The organism is Flavobacterium azizsancarii, assembly GCF_027980145.1.
In the GTDB taxonomy this organism is placed as follows: domain Bacteria; phylum Bacteroidota; class Bacteroidia; order Flavobacteriales; family Flavobacteriaceae; genus Flavobacterium; species Flavobacterium azizsancarii.
The window spans coordinates 1-21868 of sequence record NZ_JAMZNK010000060.1 but is presented as its reverse complement, the minus strand read 5'-3'; the positions used below and the strand labels follow the sequence as shown (position 1 = coordinate 21868).

Annotated in this window: 19 protein-coding genes and 1 tRNA gene; 14 read left to right on the top strand and 6 right to left on the bottom strand. The window is 33.6% G+C overall.

Features of this window, described 5'->3' with window-relative positions; genetic code table 11:
• Positions 1-111: 111 nt before the first annotated feature.
• From NJT12_RS22540 to NJT12_RS22480, 13 genes are all read left to right on the top strand, one after another.
• Positions 112-1290, top strand: coding sequence for an acyl-CoA dehydrogenase family protein (locus NJT12_RS22540; RefSeq protein WP_213295687.1), 1179 nt, complete (start codon positions 112-114; stop codon positions 1288-1290).
• 87 nt (positions 1291-1377) lie between these two features.
• Entirely contained in the window at positions 1378-2160 is a 783-nt protein-coding gene (locus NJT12_RS22535; protein WP_271338372.1) for a DUF3050 domain-containing protein, read from the top strand.
• Positions 2161-2227: 67 nt separating this feature from the next.
• A complete protein-coding gene (locus tag NJT12_RS22530) occupies positions 2228-2995 on the top strand; it encodes an SGNH/GDSL hydrolase family protein (RefSeq protein WP_271338371.1) in 768 nt (255 codons plus the stop codon).
• Between the two features lie 93 nt (positions 2996-3088).
• The gene (locus NJT12_RS22525) at positions 3089-3634 is read left to right on the top strand and encodes a cysteine hydrolase family protein (RefSeq protein ID WP_271338370.1); all 546 of its coding nucleotides are present in this window, start codon (positions 3089-3091) and stop codon (positions 3632-3634) included.
• 9 nt (positions 3635-3643) lie between these two features.
• Positions 3644-4471 carry an AraC family transcriptional regulator gene (locus tag NJT12_RS22520; RefSeq protein ID WP_271338369.1) on the top strand — a complete coding sequence of 276 codons (828 nt, stop codon included), beginning with the start codon at positions 3644-3646 and terminating at the stop codon, positions 4469-4471.
• A gap of 69 nt (positions 4472-4540) precedes the next feature.
• Entirely contained in the window at positions 4541-5500 is a 960-nt protein-coding gene (locus tag NJT12_RS22515; RefSeq protein ID WP_271338368.1) for a nitrilase family protein, read from the top strand.
• Between the two features lie 80 nt (positions 5501-5580).
• Positions 5581-6087, top strand: coding sequence for a GNAT family N-acetyltransferase (locus NJT12_RS22510; RefSeq protein ID WP_271338367.1), 507 nt, complete (start codon positions 5581-5583; stop codon positions 6085-6087).
• A gap of 22 nt (positions 6088-6109) precedes the next feature.
• Positions 6110-6427 (top strand): hypothetical protein, encoded by a 318-nt coding sequence (locus tag NJT12_RS22505; RefSeq protein ID WP_271338366.1) that lies wholly within the window; start codon positions 6110-6112, stop codon positions 6425-6427.
• 206 nt (positions 6428-6633) lie between these two features.
• Positions 6634-8238 (top strand): sensor histidine kinase, encoded by a 1605-nt coding sequence (locus NJT12_RS22500; RefSeq protein WP_271338365.1) that lies wholly within the window; start codon positions 6634-6636, stop codon positions 8236-8238.
• Positions 8239-8649: 411 nt separating this feature from the next.
• Positions 8650-9171 (top strand): hypothetical protein, encoded by a 522-nt coding sequence (locus NJT12_RS22495; RefSeq protein ID WP_271338364.1) that lies wholly within the window; start codon positions 8650-8652, stop codon positions 9169-9171.
• A gap of 115 nt (positions 9172-9286) precedes the next feature.
• Positions 9287-10078, top strand: a complete 792-nt coding sequence (locus NJT12_RS22490) for a fimbrial biogenesis chaperone (RefSeq protein WP_271338363.1) — start codon at positions 9287-9289, stop codon at positions 10076-10078.
• Entirely contained in the window at positions 10071-11099 is a 1029-nt protein-coding gene (locus tag NJT12_RS22485; RefSeq protein ID WP_271338362.1) for a hypothetical protein, read from the top strand. Before NJT12_RS22490 ends, NJT12_RS22485 begins: the two co-directional genes overlap by 8 nt.
• A gap of 106 nt (positions 11100-11205) precedes the next feature.
• On the top strand, positions 11206-13905 hold the full coding sequence (locus tag NJT12_RS22480) for a hypothetical protein (RefSeq protein ID WP_271338361.1): 2700 nt from the start codon (positions 11206-11208) through the stop codon (positions 13903-13905).
• 249 nt (positions 13906-14154) lie between these two features.
• Here the strand turns inward: NJT12_RS22480 and NJT12_RS22475 are convergent, their stop codons facing one another.
• The 3 genes from NJT12_RS22475 to NJT12_RS22465 form a co-directional block, all read right to left on the bottom strand.
• Positions 14155-15159 carry a virulence RhuM family protein gene (locus NJT12_RS22475; RefSeq protein ID WP_271338360.1) on the bottom strand — a complete coding sequence of 335 codons (1005 nt, stop codon included), beginning with the start codon at positions 15157-15159 and terminating at the stop codon, positions 14155-14157.
• Positions 15160-15284: 125 nt separating this feature from the next.
• Positions 15285-15371: transfer RNA gene (locus NJT12_RS22470), tRNA-Ser, on the bottom strand.
• A 200-nt stretch (positions 15372-15571) separates the two neighbouring features.
• On the bottom strand, positions 15572-16447 hold the full coding sequence (locus NJT12_RS22465) for a LysR substrate-binding domain-containing protein (RefSeq protein WP_271338359.1): 876 nt from the start codon (positions 16445-16447) through the stop codon (positions 15572-15574).
• A gap of 90 nt (positions 16448-16537) precedes the next feature.
• Between NJT12_RS22465 and NJT12_RS22460 the strand changes: the two genes are divergently transcribed.
• Complete coding sequence (locus tag NJT12_RS22460) at positions 16538-17770, top strand: MFS transporter (RefSeq protein ID WP_271338358.1); 1233 nt, start codon at positions 16538-16540, stop codon at positions 17768-17770.
• Between the two features lie 671 nt (positions 17771-18441).
• Here NJT12_RS22460 and NJT12_RS22455 read toward each other — a convergent pair.
• From NJT12_RS22455 to NJT12_RS22445, 3 genes are all read right to left on the bottom strand, one after another.
• Positions 18442-19473, bottom strand: a complete 1032-nt coding sequence (locus NJT12_RS22455; protein ID WP_271338357.1) for an asparaginase — start codon at positions 19471-19473, stop codon at positions 18442-18444.
• Positions 19463-20602: a 1-acyl-sn-glycerol-3-phosphate acyltransferase gene (locus NJT12_RS22450; protein ID WP_271338356.1), complete on the bottom strand. Its 1140-nt coding sequence runs from the start codon at positions 20600-20602 to the stop codon at positions 19463-19465. The genes NJT12_RS22455 and NJT12_RS22450 overlap by 11 nt, the downstream gene beginning before the upstream one ends.
• A gap of 64 nt (positions 20603-20666) precedes the next feature.
• A complete protein-coding gene (locus NJT12_RS22445; RefSeq protein WP_271338355.1) occupies positions 20667-21440 on the bottom strand; it encodes a TatD family hydrolase in 774 nt (257 codons plus the stop codon).
• Positions 21441-21868: the final 428 nt, after the last annotated feature.

Here is a 21868-nt window from a genome sequence, read left to right as displayed (position 1 = left end):
AATTACTGTTTATATTATTTTTCTTCTTTATCCGTTGTGTAAATATAACATTTTAACATTGTTTTGTTATATTTTTATTACGTAAATTTGTTTTTGTAAAACTATCAAAAAATGAAACCAGACTTATTTCAAGCTCCAGATTATTATAACCTAGATGATTTGTTGACAGACGAACATAAATTAGTTCGCGAATCAGCACGCGCATGGGTAAAAAGAGAAGTTTCTCCTATTATAGAAGAATATGCTCAAAAGGCTGAATTTCCAAAACAGATTATAAAAGGACTTGGAGAAATTGGAGGTTTCGGACCTTATATTCCAGTTGAATATGGTGGTGCGGGTTTAGACCAAATTTCATACGGTTTAATCATGCAGGAAATCGAACGTGGTGATTCTGGTGTCAGATCTACCTCATCTGTTCAATCCTCATTGGTAATGTATCCTATTTGGAAATATGGAAATGAAGAACAGCGAATGAAATATTTACCAAAACTGGCTACAGGAGAATTCATGGGCTGTTTTGGTTTGACTGAACCTGATCATGGTTCTGATCCCGGAAGCATGATTACCAATTTTAAGGACAAAGGGGATCATTATCTTTTGAATGGTGCTAAAATGTGGATTTCGAATGCTCCTTTTGCTGATATTGCTGTAGTTTGGGCAAAAGATGAAACAGGAAGAATTCACGGATTAATTGTTGAGCGTGGTATGGAGGGTTTTACAACTCCCGAAACACACAATAAATGGTCACTTCGCGCATCATCTACAGGAGAATTGATTTTTGATAATGTAAAAGTTCCTAAAGAAAATCTTTTACCTAACAAATCCGGTTTAGGTGCGCCACTTGGATGCTTAGATTCAGCACGATACGGGATTGCCTGGGGAGCAATTGGTGCAGCGATGGATTGTTATGATACTGCCTTAAGATATGCCAAAGAAAGAATTCAGTTTGGGAAACCAATTGGAGGAACTCAACTGCAACAAAAAAAATTAGCCGAAATGATTACTGAAATCACAAAAGCGCAATTATTAACCTGGCGTTTAGGCGTTTTGAGAAACGAAGGAAAAGCCACAACGGCACAAATCTCAATGGCAAAACGTAATAATGTAGATATGGCAATTCATATTGCCCGCGAAGCGAGACAAATGTTAGGCGGAATGGGTATTACTGGCGAATATTCGATTATGCGCCATATGATGAACCTCGAAAGTGTTATTACTTATGAAGGAACTCATGACATTCATTTATTGATAACAGGAATGGATGTTACTGGAATTCCAGCTTTTAAATAGTAAACAACTATTAAAATATATACAAAATCAATACAAAAAGCTTCTTGTAACCGAGAAGCTTTTTATATTTGCACAAAATTTACTAAAATGAATATTGAAACTATACACAATAGCATTCAACCTCAAAAAGATCAACTTTTACAACATTCTTTATACAATAAAATCCAGAATATTGATGATTTACATAGTTTCTTAGAAAGTCACGTCTTTGCTGTTTGGGATTTTATGTCGCTTTTAAAAGCTTTGCAATCTAAACTTACTTGTACAACAACTCCTTGGTTTGCAACAAAAAACCCGGAAACAAGATACTTAATCAATGAAATTGTTCTTGCCGAAGAAACAGATTTAAGTATTGACGGAAGAAGACTAAGTCACTACGAAATGTACATTGAAGCAATGGAGGATTGTGGTGCGGATATCAATGGAATTAACGCATTTTTATCTGAAGTAAATTCACTTCATAACATATTTGTTGCCATAAAACAGAGCTCATTACATCCTAATACTAAAGCATTTCTGGACTTTACTTTTAGAGTTATCGAAGAAGGAAAACCTCATGAAATTGCCGCTGCATTTACTTTTGGAAGAGAAGATTTGATACCAAGTATGTTTACTGCGATCCTGAAAAACTTCCAAAAAAACTTACCCGAAGTCGATTTGAGCAAATTGCTTTACTATTTTGAAAGACATATAGAATTGGATGCTGATGAACACGGGCCAATGGCAATGCAAATGATCTCAGACTTATGTGAAGATGATGCTCAAAAATGGAAAGAAGTGGAAGAAATTTCGATCCTGGCATTAGAAAAACGCATTGGACTCTGGAATGCTATCGAAGAAGAAATTGTGATGAAAACAGAAATGGCATAAAAACCAAGACAAGTTATTTAACGTAACTATTTGTTTAAAATGATCCGAAACTTAATTTATCTAAATTATGAAAACGCATTTCAAACAAATAGTTATCTTTATTCTCTCTATATTTCTCTTAAGCTGTAACTCTGAAGATACAGCTCCAAAAATTGCCGTTACCCCACCACAATCTTATCTACCTCCCGTAACACAAGTTCCCACTACTCCAATTTCTGGTTCTATAAAGTATCTGGCTTTAGGCGACAGTTATACTATTGGTCAAAGTGTTTGCGAAACCTGTCGTTTTCCGGAACAGCTAAAAGCGAGTCTGAAAACGATTTATTCTCAAACTGATTTTTCATTAAAAGTAATTGCACGAACAGGCTGGATCACGTCGAACTTAATTTCAGCCATAAATAACGAAAATCCAGATCCTAATTATGATTTGGTAACATTATTAATAGGTGTCAACAATCAATATCAAGGCATCGATTTTTCTGTTTATCAAAAAGAGTTTCCTGTTTTATTAAACAAAGCCATAGCACTGGCGAAAGGCGATAAAAAAAATGTAATTGTGCTGTCAATTCCTGACTATGCCTATACTCCATTTGCTTCTACTTATAGTGCGGGAAACCGAATGAAAATTTCTACTGAACTAGACCAATACAATACTTTTGCTGAGAACACGTGCATAAGCAATGGGGTAAGCTTTATTTCGATAACAGATATTACGCGCCAAGGTCTTAGCAATCGTAATTTAGTTGCCTCAGACGGCCTACATCCTTCAGAAACAGCTTATAAAATGTTTACAGATCGCATTATTCCTAAAGTAAAAATGATTTTACAGGATTAATTGAAAAATGAATATAGAAAAAATATTGCTTAATTTTGTAGAAAGTTGATTCATTCGTGGTTCAAACTCTAAAAACAGAATTAAAAAAATGTTATGCAATTAACGGCTCAGGAACTAATAGTAATCATTGATCCACAAAAAGATTTTACTGATCTTGAAGGCGCTTATGCAAAAAATCATAGCATTACTCAAATACAAGAAGTTAAGGCAAGAATAAACATATTAACGAAAAGACTAGACAAGAATAGATTTGTAATTATTTATTCAAATTATCAAAAAGATCAATTCGGAGACGGAATTTTGATGTGTCTGAAAAGTACAAAAGGTCATGATATTGACATTGCTTTTGATGATGCTGCCCGGTTAATTTCAAAAATACAACACAGCAGTTTTTCATCAGAGGAATTTAAAACTTATCTAAAAGACAATCGCATTCGCACTCTTATATTATGTGGCTTTTTAGCAGAATATTGTATCAGGCAAACTGCAATTGATGCTCTGGAAAACGGATATGATGTAAAGCTTCTAAAAGAATTTATAGGAACAGGAGATGATGTGCAACACAGGAAACAAGCGATGTTGTACGACTTAGAAAACAAAGGAGCAACAACAATCAACGGTATTTTCGATTGTGAATAATAATTAATCATGCAAGTTTCACCACCAAAAGAATTAGCGCCTTATATCAAACATTATCTTTTTTTAGATAATGCAGCAACTGATATCCAAAAGCTTCGCTTATTTTCTGATGGCAATACTGGTATCGTATTTTCTTTAAAAAGTAAGCTTATTTCGGGATTTAGTGATTATAATGTAAAAGATTATTTACCTGATTCTTTTTTATACGGACAACTCAATGGCTTTAAAGACATTTATTCTGACAATGCAATCAAGTTGATAATTGTTGTTTTGCAACCCAACGGAATACATCAATTATTAGGCATTCCTGCCAATGAATTTCAGGATTCTATTATTGACATTGATAATGTATTTGGTCAAAAAGGTTTAGATCTTCAGGAAAAATTATCTGAAGAAATTAATAATCAGGCAAGGATTGAATTTTTAAATCATTTTTTCAGGAATCTTATTGCTAAAAAACCACAATCTGACCAAAAGATTATAAAAAGTTCATTAGATTTTATAATTGCTCATAAAGGATATTTTTCCCTAAAACAATTAGTCGATTATACAGGTTATACTGAAAGACATCTTGAAAGGAAATTTAAGGAATGCATTGGACTGAACCCGAAAAAATTTGGCAACGTTATACGACTACATCATTTTCTAAAACTCTTAAAAGACAAATCTGAAGATACTACTCTTACTACAATTTGTTACGATGCCGGATTTTCAGATCAGTCGCATCTGATTAAAGAATTCAGGAAACATACGGGAATATCGCCAAGAGAGTATTTATATAGTACTGGAAAATTAACCAACAATCTTATAAAAACTTTTCCTCCGGTTATTGTTTAAAATGTCGGTTTTATACAATTTAGAAAATATTATCAATGCTACTTTTGACTTTAATAAATAGCATACGATATGAAAAATCTAAAAATAGCCACAGCACAGTTTGAAAATAAAAGCGGTGACAAAAAATACAACTTATCTGTAATTGAGAAACTTTCGAAAAAAGCTGCCAACGAAGGTTGCGATGTAATTTCGTTTCATGAATGTTCTATCACCGGATATACTTTTGCCAGACATTTATCGAAAGAACAAATGCTGGAAATAGCCGAAATTATCCCAAGTGGAGAAAGCATTCTTAAACTTACGGAGATTGCTAAAAACAATGACATCGTAATTCTGGCAGGATTATTTGAAAAGGATGAAAACAGCAATCTTTTCAAAGCTTACGTTTGTGTGGATAAAAATGGTTTAGTAGCCAAATACAGAAAACTACATCCGTTTATTAATCCATATCTGACGCCTGGAGATCGTTATTGTATCTTTGAAATTAAGGGTTGGAAGTGCGGAATCCTCATTTGTTATGACAATAACATTATCGAAAACGTTCGTGCGACGAAACTTCTCGGTGCTGATATTATTTTTATGCCTCATGTTACGATGTGTACACCTTCTACCCGACCTGGCGCTGGTTTTGTTGCACCTGAACTTTGGGTAAACCGCGAAGCTGATCCCACTTCTTTACGATTAGAATTTGACGGAATGAAAGGCAGAGACTGGCTTATGAAGTGGCTTCCGGCAAGAGCATATGACAATGCAATTTATGCGGTATTTTCTAACCCAATTGGCATGGATAATGACCAGCTAAAAAATGGCTGTTCTATAATTGTAGATCCCTTTGGAGATATTTTGACTGAATGCCGTTCTTTTGATGACTCTTTTGCAACTGCAGTAATTACACCCGAAAAATGCATTCAGGCTGGAGGGAATCGTTATATAAAAGCGAGAAGACCAGAATTATACCGCGATATTATTGGGCAAGATCATAAATCTGAACAAAATGTCGTTTGGTTAAACGCTGACGAAAAAAGTTAAAACTAACAATTTATCAGACTTTAAGCAAATGAAAGATTTACCTTTGCAGGATTCATTAATCTACAGTATACCCTTTAATAATGGAATTTTTTAAAACTACAAATGAAGATATCGACGCCGTTTTCGATATTTACAATCAAGCTACATCTTATCAAAAAACGGTCAATAATAAAAGCTGGAGAGGTTTTGAGAGAGCACTTATAGAAAAAGAAATCGCCGAGGATCGTCATTTTATCATCAAAGAAAGTGAAGAAGTTGCCTGTACATTTGTACTTACTTTTAATGATTTGATTATCTGGAAAGAAGCCAGTAAAGATTCGGCCGTATATCTTCATAGAATTGCTACAAACCCAAAATTCAGAGGACAATCGTATGTCAAAAAAATCATCGAATGGGTTAAAACATATGCTAAAGAAAATAATAAGGAATACATTCGTCTTGACACACATAGTGGCAACGAGAGAATAAACCAATATTATACAAGTTGCGGTTTTGACTATAAAGGTATCAGCACTATAGAATGGACTAGCGAATTACCGGAACATTATAAAGAAGGCTCTTTTAGTTTGTTTGAGATTAAGCTGTAAGCCTTTAATTAAAAAACCTAAAATGAGCGAACAAGATTATTTAACAAAAAATGTTTTCATTGGACTTAAAAATCTTAATAATGGATTTGATGCTGAATCTATATATTATTTCTCTGAAAACGATTTTGAAATAGTTCTTGACAGGGCCGAAAAAATTGGCATTCAAATTTTAGGAATTGAACCTTGGCAAAACGGAGAATTTTACGATGTTGTTACAGCAGAAGATTTTACCTCTGATCCTGAGTGGTATCGAAAAGCATTCTTTAAATTTAAAGAAAGGGAAGAAAATCTTCAGTATTCTGCTAGTTACAAAATACCTTTTACGCTGCCAAAGAAATAAAAACTGATTTTTTCTATACAACAAAGCCCTTGTGAATATATTTCTACAAGGGTTTTCTATTTTATATATCATAAGAAAAATCCTAAATTTAAAATGATGTGGTTTTGAGTATTCACGTTGTTTTTATATTATAATTTCACTTATTATATTTAAACCAAAGACATTAAATTCAGTTAGTTTATATTTGGATAAATGCGTGCGAAAACATGAGTGAAAAAAAGATAATTCTGCCTGATTCTGTGATTTTTCCAGAACGAAACAAAGCAAATCATAATGATGAATTGCTGCTTGTTAACAAAAGGCTTGCTCAACAAATCGAAGAGCGAAAAAAACGTGCTGCAGAATTAATCATTGCCAATACTGAATTGGCTTTCCAAAACAAAGAAAAAGAAAAACGTGCCGCTGAATTGGTTATCGCCAATGCTGAATTAGCGTATCAAAATCAGGAAAAGGAAGATCGCGCTGCTGAACTTGTTATTGCAAATACTGAATTAGCGTATCAAAATAAAGAGAAACAAAAACGCGCAGATGAATTAAGCATCGCTAATTCTGAACTACTTTTTCAGAACAAGGAAAAAGAAAAACGTGCTGCTGAACTTGTTATTGCAAATGCTGAACTGGCTTATCAAAACCAGGAAAAAGAGGATCGTGCTGCTGAACTTGTTATTGCGAATAAGGAATTGACTTTTCAAAATAAAGAAAAAGAAAAACGTGCCGCTGAACTTGTTATTGCAAACACGGAACTAGCCTATCAAAATAAAGAGAAACAAAAACGGGCAGATGAATTGAGCATTGCCAACTCTGAACTTCTATATCAGAACAAGGAAAAAGAAAAACGTGCCGCTGAATTGGTTATTGCAAATGCAGAACTGGCGTATCAAAATCAGGAAAAAGAAGATCGCGCTGCTGAACTTGTTATTGCAAATAAGGAACTGACTTTTCAAAATAAAGAAAAAGAAAAACGCGCTGCTGAACTTGTTATTGCAAATACAGAACTGGCGTATCAGAATAAAGAAAAAGAGAAGCGTGCTGCCGAGCTTCTAATCGCAAATGCTGAACTTACTTTTCAGAACAATGAAAAAGAAAAACGCGCCGCCGAACTAATTCTCGCCAATAACGAACTTGAAGCTTTTACTTATATTTCAAGTCATCACTTGCAGGAGCCTTTAAGGAAAATACAGGTTTTTTCAGACCGAATCTCTACAGATGAGCATCACAATTTAACTGATAAGGGAAAATATTATTTTGAGCGAATAGAAGTTGCCGCTTTTCATATGCAGGCGCTCATAAACGATTTATTGACTTATTCGAGAACTAGTGTAACTGAAAAGAAATTTGAAAACTTAAATCTTAATACTATTATAAATAAAGTACAAGAAGATTTAAAAGAAGAAATAATAGCAAAGAAAGCAATTATCGAAATATTCGGAGATTGTAATGCCTTTATAATTCCGTCCCAGTTTCAGCAGTTGGTTTATAATTTATTGAGTAACTCACTTAAATTTTCAAAAAAAGCAGAAATCCCACATATTGTTATAAAAAGTTTTTACACAAAACCTAAAACAAAAAAACTTCAGTCAACGAATTACTGCCATATTACGATTAGCGATAATGGTATTGGATTTGACTCACAATTTGAAAGTCGGGTTTTCGAAATGTTTCAGCAACTTAATAATAAAGCAGATTATAAAGGAACGGGAATTGGTCTTGCGATTGTAAAAAAGATTGTAGAAAACCATAACGGAATTATTACGGCGACCGGTAAACTTGATCACGGTGCCAAATTCGATATTTATATTCCTGTCGTATAAATAAAAAAAACTTTTACATAGAGAATAGCTTTATTTCTTCACTAAAATTGACTTGCATAAATGGCTGGATAGTCCCTTTGAGAAACATTTACAGCCTCCCGTCAAAAAACACTCAACGGCTTTTTTCTAAAAAAAACTTCTTTCAATCGCTCAACTAGACGAAACGGCCTGATTTTGTGGCTAAAAAAAAATTAAAGAGCCTCATTTATCCCAAAATTTTTGTTAAAAATCACTTTTTAAAGTAAGTTATTAAGTACTAATTATTAATTAGTAAGTACTTAAAATGTAGTTTGTCGATTATAATTACATCTTGTCTGAAACTTGATAATTTGTATATTAAATGTGAAATTACATTCTACATTTGCACTGAAAATAAACAAAATAACAAATTTAATTTTAGTAAAATTCCCAATGAAAAAAATAATTTTAGCCTCTATTCTTATGTTAGGCCTTGTTACAGTAAATGCTCAAAATGTTACATTAAATGTAAACTTAAAACCTATCCAGACCTTAGTGGTTAGTCCTTCACTAAAAGTTGTAAATCTTACTTATGCAACTACAGATGATTACAAAAATGGTGTGTCTTCAATAAATACAGATCAATTAAGTATTTACAGTACCGGAGGTTTTCAGGTAAGAGTAAAAAGCGCAAGTGCTACAATGCTAAACGGAGGTAAGATAATAGATGCTAATACTATTCAAATTAAAGCAACTGCCGGTTCTGATGCTATAAACGGTGCTCAATATACTCAAAACGTTCAATTATCAAACACTGATGCTACTTTGGTAACTTCTACAAAAGGTGGAGTAGACAAAAAGATTAGTATTGAGTATAAAGGTGCAGGTGCTAATACTTATATTGACAACTATGTTCCAGGACAAAATCCTACAGTTTATACTACTGAACTTACCTATACTATTGTAAGTCAATAATAACATAAGGTGAAATAAATAAAAAAAATGTCACAAGAAATTGTGGCATTTTTTATTTAGTTAACTTTGCTTTACTTCAATTAATCTCCCAACAGATTTTTTTAACCTACTTAAAATGAATAAACTTGCTTTAATTTTCTGTTTTTTAGTTTTTCAGGTACACGCACAAACTGGTATTTCTGTATCACCTCCAAGAATTTATTTTGAGTCGAAACCAGGAACCAGTAGTACTCAAAAAGTAACGGTAACAAATGTTAGCGCAAAGAATACTTTGGATCTTGCTGTGAGTCTTGGCGATTGGGAGTATGACGAAAAAGGTGAAAATATGATGTACCCTTCGAATACTTTAAAAAACTCTTGTGCAAGCTGGATTTCTGTCAAAAATAGTGATAATTATTTTTCGCTAGCTCCCGGAGAAAGAAAAGAACTGGAGGTAACTATTACACCTGTAAAGATTGCTAATGATAGTCTGCCCACTCATACAGCTGTTTTATATGTAAGTCAAATGAATCCTGTGGATGATTATGATAGCAAAGGAGCAAATATTAAGGTGAGCATTCGTTCCGGAATCAAAATTTTTCACACCCTTTCGAATAGTCTTACCAAAAAAATTGAAATTGAAGATTTAAAATTTGATCAATCCACGAATAACCTAAACTTAAAATTTAAAAATCAATCTCAAATTTGGGTAGATGGTAAAATTTCAACCGAAATTATTAACATTAAAACGGGTAAAAAAGTGGTAGTAAATGATATCGTTTTTTATACACTGCCGGGAAATTTACGTAAATTAAGTATTCCTGTTACTGAAGCTTTAGAAAAGGGATCTTACAACGCATCTGTAATTATTGATTATGGTGATTCGTCTCAATTGGAAATGGCTGAATTAAATTTTAATTATGAATAGATATATTCTTATTATTCTCTTTTGTACTCCTTTTTTTGGCACTGCTCAGATTTCTGTTACATCTTGGATAAATTCCTATTTACAAATTAACTCTTATAATGGGAATACCAATCCTGATGCCTATACGGTTACATTTGCCGGAAATGGTAATCTGAATATTCCTCATTGGAAACTTTCTGCACGATTGAAACGAAATATTATATCTGAAGATGGTAAATTTACCATCCCTTCTAATAAAATTTCTTTTCAACCCATTTCTACAACTGGTCAGGCGTATCCAAATCCAGTTCCGACTTTTTCACAAATTGGCGCTCCATTAAATGTTTTTTTACAAGATAATAGTGAATCTTTTCTAATCCCCAATTCTAATGCCCCTATTTATAACAATCCACAAGCGCCAAATGGTTATTATAACCTTCAGCTAAAATATGCACTTACCCTTCTTGGTGGTTCCTATTTAGGAAGTTTCCCTGCCTGGACAAAATTTATTGCTTCTGTCGAGTTTACTGCATACGATCAGAATAATGCCGTAATTGGTAAGATGAATCATGATTTTCAATTTCAAATTGGAAATATTACTGATGCACCGCCTCCTGCAGACATCCTTTCTTTAAAAATAAATATGAATGCTGCAAATGGGCTTTTAGAATTTAAAACCATGCAGGATTATACTAATGGAACTAGTGTGACTTATACAGATGGACTATCAGTAACCACTAACAGTAACTTTCAGATTAAGGTAAGATCCCTTCAAAGCAATTTACAATCTGCTGCCGGAAATTCGATTCCTGTTAATGTTATTAATTTAACGTTAGGAACAACAACTTCTAACGCCAATCAACGTATTTTTCCAATTGTACTTAGTGCTGCCAATCAAACTCTGGTACAAGGCAATAGTACTAATAACACACCTTACCGCTTCGATATCAAATACTTCACACTACCACAGGACGTTCGTTTGATTGATGCAAAATCAGATAATTATACAACTACTTTACAATATGAGATTACCCCTCAATAATTACTAAAAGATGCGTTCTTGTAACTTTAAACTTTTATCACTCTTTTTCTTGTTTTTTATTCTGGTAAACCATTTGAATGCTCAACAGATTCAGAATGCGGTTACTATGGAGATAGAAAAAGATGCTTCTTTTCAAAAAGGTTCTTTAGTGAGTGTAGTAGTAGTTATTAAAAATACAACACCAGATAAAATAAATGGAAAAATCTATTTTACTTTACCTAAAGGATATAGAAACCTGGGATCTCAAGGTCTGGAAATTGCAATGCTTCCTGATGAAACCCGCCACATTCCTGTTAAATTTATAATTGACGAAGACGCTTTTGCCGGATCTTCCTTAATTATCTGTAAATTGATGGATTCTTCGGGAAAATTACTTGCAGAACAAAGTACCAATAATGTAATCGAGATCAACAATACACTTATTATTACTCCTTTAGAAACTTCTATTTACAGATCATCCAACAATGAACCTATAAAGGTAAAAGTAAAGGTCAGCAATAAAGGGAATGTTAAGCAAAACATTACTTTAGTCTGTAAGTTTCCGGACCCGACAAATGGCAATTTATTTCTGGAACAAAATGCTGAAATTGCTGTAAAAAAAGATTCCATTTTCACTTTCACTTATCTTCCTTCAAAAGAGTTAGCCAAACAATCCAACTATTCGATCCGCATATCCGGATTCAGGAATCCAAGTAAAGAAATGTTTGGTAATACTATGGTAGAAGTTCAAAATATTGCCAGCGTGCAACAATATCAAGGTGACTCATTTATTAATTTTCTGGACGAAGCACAAAACCAAATTACGTCTAGCTACAGAAGATTTGGTGGCGGAATCGATTTTTATCAGCTAAGAGGATCCGGTGGAGTAAATATTCCTACAGGGTATCTTTTTATGCAAGGGAATATTGCTTTAACAAATGGCCAGGAAATTCCTTTAATAACCAATACCAATTTAGTATATCGTCAGGAAAAAAATGAATATACAATTGGAAATATTAATAAACTACTTGAAATGACCCTGGTAGGACGAGGTGCAGAATACAGTCACACGTTCGAAAAAAATCAAAAAGTTGAAGTAGGTTTTGTCGATCAAAATTATAATTTGATAGAACCGGACAGTTGGCTCAAAAATGGTTACGGTTTCTTTGCCAAAGGAATGCTTAACTCTAATAACAGCTCGCGTAATGCTTCGGCTAGCTATTTGTATCGCTATGATCCATTTGAAAAAGCAAAACATAGTATTCTGGGAACAGAAGTTAATTATGATTTTAATCCGGTCTGGAGACTGAACGCAAAAGTAAACGGCGCAATGAGTATTTATGAAATACAGGATTTCATCAAACCTTCTTTTGCAGGAGAAACCAATTATTCCGGAAAAATTAAAAACTTCAATATCAACGGAAATTATTATTTAAGCTCTGATTATTATCCCGGAAACCGACGAGGAAGTATGCAGCTGCAACAGAATATTAGTACCAATATAAAAAATTACAACCTTCATGCAAATGTAATTCTTTCTGATTTTTCGCCTAAATTCTATTCGTTTGAAACACAACAGAAATCAACAAATAACAGAATAGAAATAGGAAACCGATTTCCTAAATTCAGAGATTTCACTCTTAGTGTATTGTATCAATATCAGGACGAAAGCTCTAATAGCTACAATCGCCTTTTAGGGGATTTAGATATTACTACGGCACAAAAAATGTATGCGAATCGTATCGTTGAGCAATTATCATGGGTTAATAATTCATCACGACAATCAGCTGTTTTAGGACTTGAAACCGGTATTGTAAGGTATCCTATGCAAACTGATAATCAGTTTCAGATGAAAATAAATGCGAATTACAGTTATAGAAATTTTAATATTAATTCAAATTTTCAATCGGGCAGTTATTATTTATCTGAATATGCTTTTTCTAACGTTGCCGGCAATAGTGTAAATTATGAGAAGCTTGCAGTATCTTTATTTTACACCAATAACTTTGTAAACGACAAAGTAAACCTGAATACCGGAGTTTCGTATATAAAGGATATTGTATATGGAAAATCGCCCTCTGCATTTATCAATGCTAAATATAACGGAAAAGCATTCAGTACTTTTTTTAATTCATCCTGGTATAATTATTCTTCTGGATCTCTTACCAATAATACCTTCACTTTTGAAATTGGTGTCACGGTAAATTTACAGAAAACCATATTAAATCCAGATCAAAAAAGTACTATCAAAGCACTGTTATATTACGATATTAACAATAATAATCAGTATGATCCGGGCGAAAAATACGCCGCAAATTATATGATTAACATCAATAAAATTGCCTTGCAGACAAATAAAGACGGAATGGCAATTTATAAAAGGGTACCATACGGCACTTATTCTTTAAAGCAATTTACACAGGATGGCTGGTATTATGATGATGCTACTTTTGAGGTTGACCGACATTCGTACAGCATTTCGATCCCACTTCACCAAAGCGGAAAAATGCAAGGAAAAGTTTCCTTTGCGTACAATACTACAACAGCTGTTACTTTTGATCATCGTGCTTCCGGCATCTCTTTTAACATCATGAAAGACAATCAACTGGTCAAAAAAATATATACTGATGACGATGGCAAGTACATATCATTTCTTCCAATTGGTAATTACGTCATCACGATTGATGAAAAATCGCTTCCTGCCAATACATTTTGCGAAACAACAAGCTATGACATAGCTCTAAAAGCAGGAGAAATAGTAGTCGTACCTGAATTTATTATAAAAGTAAAAGAAAAGAAAGTCAATACTAAAAAGTTCTCTAATTAATGTTTTTGTAAAAAGCCTTTTTTAAAACCTCTTTAGAAATTTTTCTCAAAAATTAATCCATAAAAAAACCCAATGCTACATCTGGATGTAGCATTGGGTTTTATTTTACAAATACTCAATAATAAGTATTACTTGCATAAAGGATGGGATTCGAACGCACGATAGCGTTACCCATATACTAGCTTTTCAGGCTATCTCCTTCAAACTCATGAAATCGTAATCCTGACTGTACAGTTTGTATTGTAGTCATTAGTTTCGTTTGTTTTTGAGTCTATTTTCTAATTCTTTCAATTCTTCGAGATCCTCCTCGTCTGCTTTTTTGGCTTCTAGCTGTTTACGTTGTTTATGGAAGTCTTCATAAATAGAATCTACTTTTTCTTCCATCTGCAGATGAGTGATTTTTCCATTGTGAGTCAGAACTTCTTTATCATTAAACTCTATAATTCTGTCAACATTTGTTTTCCAGAAATTCATTGCAATATCTTTTCTGTTTTTTGCTCTCAATTCCGCAGTTTCAAGAAACACTACTACAAAACGATTTAAGGTATCTATTTCATCAGAAGTAAGATAATTTTTTGCTGTATAAATATCCTGCTTGCGTACAATGCTTCCTTTCCAACTAGTAAGTGCCATATTCGATGCATTGGCATTGGCACGGGAAACGATAATTTCAGCAGCAGTTTGTCCTGTAATAGCATAGAGCAATTTATTTTGTGTCTCAGCAAAAAACATTTGAGTAGCTTTATCTGTTGCATCGTAGTCACTGCTTAAAGCAAATAAGTCACGAACTTTTTGATAAAATCTTTTTTCAGAAGCCCGAATATCCCTAATTCGTTCGAGTAATTCATCAAAGTAATCTGATCTTTCGTTTGGGTTTTTAAGACGTTCATCATCCATAACAAAACCCTTAATCATATAATCCTGCAGGTTTTGGTTTGCCCATTGTCTAAACTGGGTTCCTCTTTTACTTCGCACTCTAAAACCAATTGCTAAAATCATAGCCAAAGAATAAAATGCAACATTATATTTTTTACCATCAGAGGCAGTTGTCAAGTAATCCTTTACAACTGAATCCTCATCTAATTCCTTCTCTTTTAAGACATTTATAATATGTAGACTTATGTTTTGCTTAGAGGTGTCAAAAAGTTCCGCCAGTTGATTTTGATTCATCCAGACATCTCCATCTCTAGCAAGAAGAGCTACATTAGATTTTCCATCAACAGTATTGTAAAAAATAAATTCTTGTTTTTCCATCTTAAAAATAAGTTTTTACGTTTGGATCATTACAACAGAAACAACAGATTTAGTAATTGAGAAAGTTAATAAAAAAACCCCGAAATACAGATTTCGGGGTTTGGTATTATTTAAGTCAAAATTTGCAGAGAGGATGGGATTCGAACCCACGATACAGTTACCCATATACTAGCTTTCCAGGCTAGCTCCTTCAACCACTCGGACACCTCTCTAATTAGGTTTGCAAATAACTTAAAAAAAACTGAGTTAGAAAAACAAAATCAACATTAGTTTAGAAGACTTTTGATTGTATTGGTAAATTTTATTTTTTGTCACGAATTTCACGAATTTTTAATACACAAATAAAAACAGAAAACTTATAATTCGTGGAAATTCGGGAAATTCGTGGCCAACTTTTATTTTTTATTCTGAATTACATACTTTTTCTAAATTCTTCCATAAATAGTTTTACAGCCTTTTTTTGATACGCTCCTTCGATCGTTAACATGAACGAATCTCTTTGAGTTGCAACTCCTGTAATATTGATCGCTTTTATATTGCTCCAGCCTTGTAAAGCTTTCTCTGTTACAATTGTAGCCCAATAATCACTGTCGCCAACCAATCGCAATAAGGCATGTACCGCGTTTAATTCTATAGAAACTTTTGGCTTCATGTTGTTTTTCAGGAACAATTCATCCAGAAACTCTCTGGAATTAAATCCTTTTACGGGTAAAATAAGTGGAAGATCCTCTATTTTTTTAAACGAAATTTTATCTAAAGCCGCCAATGGATGCTCTTTTGAAACCGCCAAAACTAATTTTGACCGAAACAAAGGCACCTTTTGAAAAGGAAGTTCGATTTCGTTTGAGGAAATAACCAAAACCAAATCTAATTCATTATTTAATAATTTAAGTTCTAAAGGTTCAGTGGTGCCATATTCAACAACAATTTTTAAATTGGGATAGGTTTTAGCAAACAAATTCACGACCGGCAAAACCAAAAGCCCAAAAATATAGGTTACACCAATGCGTAATTCTCCGCCAATCATTTGGTTCAAATCATCAATAGCCTGTTTACCACTTTGCACATTTTCGATAACTTGTTTGGCGTGAATCAGGAAAACAGATCCAGCTTCGGTAAGCTGAACTTTTTTTCCAATCCTTACAAACAAAGGCATCCCGAGTTCTTCTTCTAATTTTTTTATTTGTTGCGACAAGCCGGATTGCGTTACAAAACACAACTCTGCTGCTTTTGTAAAATGCAGTACTTCAGCAGTTTTAATGAAATATTGTAGTTGATAAATCTCCATATCGATAAGTTTTAATACTCATTATCAGTAAAATTATTAATTTTTCTAATGAAATACTAATTCCGAACTTTGTAAAAAATATCAGGCATCATGTTTAAAGCGTTAAAATCAAAAAACTTCAAGTTATTCTTTTACGGACAATCAGTTTCAGTAATTGGAACCTGGCTTCAGAAAACAGCCGTAAGTTGGATGGTTTACAGCGTTACAGGTTCAGTTTTCTTACTTGGATTAGCTACTTTTTTAAGTATGATTCCGTCATTGTTTCTGGCACCTTTGGCCGGAAGTATCATTGGGCGTTACGACAGACATAAAGCCATGATCTTATTGCAATCTTTGGCAATGCTTCAGGCTGGAGCTTTGGCTTTAATGATTTACTTAAAAATTTACAACATCAACTTTATATTGGCTTTAAGTTTAATTCAGGGAATTATCAATTCCTTTGATATGACCTGCAGACAAACGATGATGATTGAAATTGTCGACAATAAAGAAGATTTACCAAATGCCGTTGCATTAAACTCAACTCTAAACAATTTTGCCCGAATTGCGGGTCCTGCTTTGGCCGGAATCATTCTTCATAATTATGGTGAAGACATTTGTTTTATTGGAAACTTCCTGAGCTATATTCCTGTTTTGATTTCTTTATTGATGATGAAAATCACACCACACATTAAAGCAACCGAAAAAATGAAAATGTTCGATGATTTCGTCGAAGGATTAGATTACGTGAAAAAAGAAACCGAAATGGCCAAAATGCTCCTAATGTTAATGTGCAGTAGTTTGTTCGTGATTTCTTTTAATACTTTAATGCCTGTTTTTGCCAAAGATCTCTTCAACGGAAACGCCCAGACTTTTAGTTGGTTCGAAAGTGCCGCCGGAATCGGGTCTATTGTATCTGCTATTTATCTTGCTAATCTTAAAAAAGCAGATAATATGGGCAAAATAATGATCGCTGCGAGTTTATTATTAGGTTTTAGCATTATTATACTTGCTTACTCTAATAGCCTTTCTGTTGCGCTTATTTGCATGGCGTTGAGCGGTGTGGGTATGATGGCACAAACCTCATCAATCAACATTTACATTCAGACGCAAAGTACTGTGAATATGCGTTCAAGAAGTATTAGTTATTATTTAATGGCTTATCAAGGGATGATTCCTGTGGGAAGTTTGATTATTGGCTACGTTTCACACATCATAGGAACCAGAAATACGGTCGCTATCCAGGGAATCATTTGTATAATTTCTGTAATTGTGTATGTTTATTATAAAAGACATAGCATTGAGGAAGAATTTGAAACTTGCGAAGTTCAATACAAGGATTAAATTTTAAATTCCAATATTTTAAAATTCCAAATTCCAAGGGAAGGCTCATTTAGAACCATATAAGTGATATAAGAAATTATAAGTCTTGTTTAAATTTCAATTGTATACGAACTTGCAATGGAAATTCCAATTGTCTACTCATGATCTTATCATTTCGACAGAGGAGACCCGAGCGATAACGAACAGGCGAAGCAAATTACACTAGAAATTTCGCAAACAAAATCGCCAATCTTTGTAGAGTTCCTTATGTGATTTCTCCCTTTGGTCGAAATGACAAGATTGTGATCAAATCTTGTCGAAATGAAATATTAAACGAAAACAGTCTTATGAAAATGATTGCCCTAGCCCCGATAGAAGTGGAAATCCTTTTGTTCCGGGCTTCGGAACAAAAGATTGGAGCGGATAGCGGGATTAGCTCCTAAAAAAAAAGATTTGGTTTTATCATAGAAATCGAAATGACAAATATTGTGGTTATTTTGTGTTTCTATCTTTGTCAAAGTTTTAAACTTGACAAAGATTTCGCTATCTAAAATGAACTTATATCACTTATATGGTGAAAAACTTTAAAACGAAAAAAGAAACACCAATTACTAAAAAATTCCAAATTCTAATCTTGAGATTTATTTCTCACGTTTTGGAATTTGGAATTTTTAATATTGGAATTTTTCTATTTACAACGAAATCTCCCCACGTAATGCCGTTTCAAAAATGGTTTTAAATTCCGCTTGAGGGATATTATGTCCCAACAAATACATAAGTTTAGTAATGGCGGCTTCTGTAGTAATGTCTTTTCCTGAAATAACGCCAAGTGATTTTAAGGCTGTACTGGTTTCGTATTGTCCCATATTTACACTTCCGGCTGAACATTGCGTTACGTTGACGATATGTAAACCGGATTGAATCGCTTTCTGAATCAAATTCAAAAACCAATCTTCGGTTGGGGCATTTCCGGAACCGTATGTTTCGAGAACAATTCCTCTTAAGCCTTTTATCGCCAGAATCGAGGATAAAACGACTTCGCTCATTCCGGGAAACATTTTTATGATTGCTACATGATTGTCTAAATTTTTATGCACAATTAATTTAGCATCTGTTTTTACAGGAAGAAATAAATGGGAGTTTAGTTTAAGATGAACACCCGATTCTACCAATTCAGGATAATTAGGCGCTGTAAATGCTTTAAAGTGTTCTGCATTTACTTTTGAAGTTCGGTTTCCTCGATATAATTTGTATTCAAAATACAAACAAACTTCGTTGATGACCGGTTTTCCGTTTTCCTGAAGAGAAGCAATCTGAATTGCTGTAATCAGGTTTTCTTTTGCATCTGTACGCAAATCACCAATTGGCAATTGAGAACCGGTAAACACTACTGGTTTTGCTAAATTCTCCAGCATAAAACTCAATGCCGACGCTGAATACGACATTGTATCTGAACCGTGAAGTACTACAAAACCATCAAAGGAAGTATATTTTTCTTCGATGATTTCAGCAATTTTCGTCCACATTTCAGGATTCATATTTGATGAATCTATTGGGTCTTCAAATGAAAACGTTTCAATCTCGCAATCTAATTGTTTGATCTCAGGAATTTTTTGCAATAATTTACCAAAGTTGAACGCTTTGAGTGCGCCTGTCTCAAAATCTTTGCTCATACCAATGGTTCCACCAGTATAAATCAATAATATTTTAGCTTTAGATGACATCCTGGTATTTTAATTTATTGACTACAGGATTTGCATACATGGCCAGAAATCCTTGTCTTGCTACTGGATTATCCGTATTCCCGATACGCATTTCTAAACGACGTTCAAACAAAGATTTCTCGCTCTCTTTATATAAATGAGAAAATCTATCCGTTCCGTTCAAAATATCGTAAGCAATAAAATTGGTTGGCCATAAATGATAATTCTTTAAAACCGAATCATCAATGACTTGTGCCAAAGCCTGAATCTGTTTATTGGCATTGTCGTTTTCAGCAACAATCTGATCAATTTCAGTATCCAGAACATCTCCAACAGAAATGTGTATTCTTTTTTTAGTTCCCATGATACCACTTAAGATGGTCATGAAATCTTCATTTTTTTCTTTAACATAAACCTCGTTATTTGCTTCTGCCATTAATTGTGGCATTTTCAGCACATCTGTAGGATCGTATTCGTAGGAGATAGAAACGGGAACAATTTTTAGTTTCTTAAAATAGTCCATTAGATTAGGCTCATCAGAACCCATTCCAATCATTTTTAGAACACCCGGATTGGTTTCGTCATTTCCGTCTTTAGTACGTCCTTCTCTTTGTGCAATCCAAACCGAACGGTTTTCGCGAAGCAATAATTGTCCAATATACTCAGCAAGCAATTTAGAGCTTTGCAGCATTTCTCTTGGCGTCAGACCTCTTAGAACTAAAAAATTCCTATTTAGTTTTGCCAATGTATTCAAAAATGCTTTTTTTACCAGATTATCCCCAATTGCAGATGCTGTCATGACTAAACCATGTTCGAAAAGGCAAACGTTTAATAATGTTGTATCTAATAGGATATCTCTGTGATTAGAAATAAACAAGTAAGACGTATTTTTTTCCAGTTTCTCAAATCCTGAAGTTGTAAGTCCTTCAGAACTTTTCTCTAAAACCCTTTGTATTGTATTATAAATAAAGTTGCATTGAAAATCACGTATAGAATGTGTTTTCTTCAATTGTTCTTTCCAAACCTCATCTTCTACTTCCGGAAAAGTAAAGTTCATCATGGCTTTCATCATCGGATGATTGGCAACACCATGAAGTGCTTCATTTATTTCAGAATCATAAAACGGTCGAATGGCATCAAATCTCTGCATTATTTATATAGGTTTTAAGTGGGCAAAAGAACAAAAAAAAAATTAAACTATTGTAAGGTATAAATTAAATCCCAAAAACGTTTATAGAATTTTGTGTTGTTCGTTGTGCAATTTCCTCTTCAGAAACGTCATATATATCTGCCAATTTGCTAATAACATTTACCAAATAACTGCTTTCATTACGTTTTCCGCGATACGGAATTGGCGCTAAATAAGGTGAATCGGTCTCTAATACGATATGTTCAAGCGCAATCTGATTTAAAAACTGATCGATTTTTCCGTTTTTAAAGGTTACTACACCTCCAATTCCTAACTTCATATTGTAAGAAATCGCCTGAAGTGCCTGTTCGTAGGTTCCGGAAAAACAATGAAAAATTCCGAACAAATCAGCTGACTTTTCTTCTTCCAGTACTTCAAATATCTCATCAAAAGCTTCACGACAATGAATTACGATGGGTAACTTATATTGTTTGGCTAATTGTATCTGTCTCTTAAAAGCAATTTGCTGTTCTTTAAGATGTGTTTTATCCCAATACAAATCGATTCCTATTTCACCAACGGCATAAAATTTTCTTTTTGCCAGTTCTGTTTCAACATGTTTCAATTCTTCTTCATAATTATCTTTGACATAAGTGGGATGCAAACCCATCATCAGGAATACGTAATCGGGATAATTTTGTTCCAGATCGTACATTGATTGTGTCGCAGCGGCATCGATAGCAGGAATAAAAAAGCGTGTTACTCCGGCATCTATTGCTCTTTGCATCATCTCGTCGCGATCCTGATCAAACTCTTCAGAATATAAATGGGTATGTGTATCAGTAATTATTGGTGTCAAAATTGAATCTTATTATTTTTAAAGGTTCAAAATTACGATAATATTAAAGACTTTCCAATTTGAATGGAATGATGGTAAAATGGCACGCAGATGACGCGGATTCACTCCGTGAAAGCGCTGATGAATGCAGATTTTTTCTTGTTTTGATTTTCTTTGTTAGATTGGAGCGAAGTTGAAGTCAATGGCACGCGGATGACGCGGATTCACTTCGTGAAAGCGCGGATGAATGCAGATTTTTTCTTGTTTTGGTTTTCTTTTAATCATGAAAACCTTTGTCAAAGTTTTGAACCAAGAGTGTAAGGAACTTTATTTTATGTATTGAATGTCTCTATTTTAGCAGGATCCCCACCACAATGTATTACTATTTGTTGAATGATTTCATTTTGTAATTGATTACAAAATGAAATTTTGGGGATCTTATATCCTTT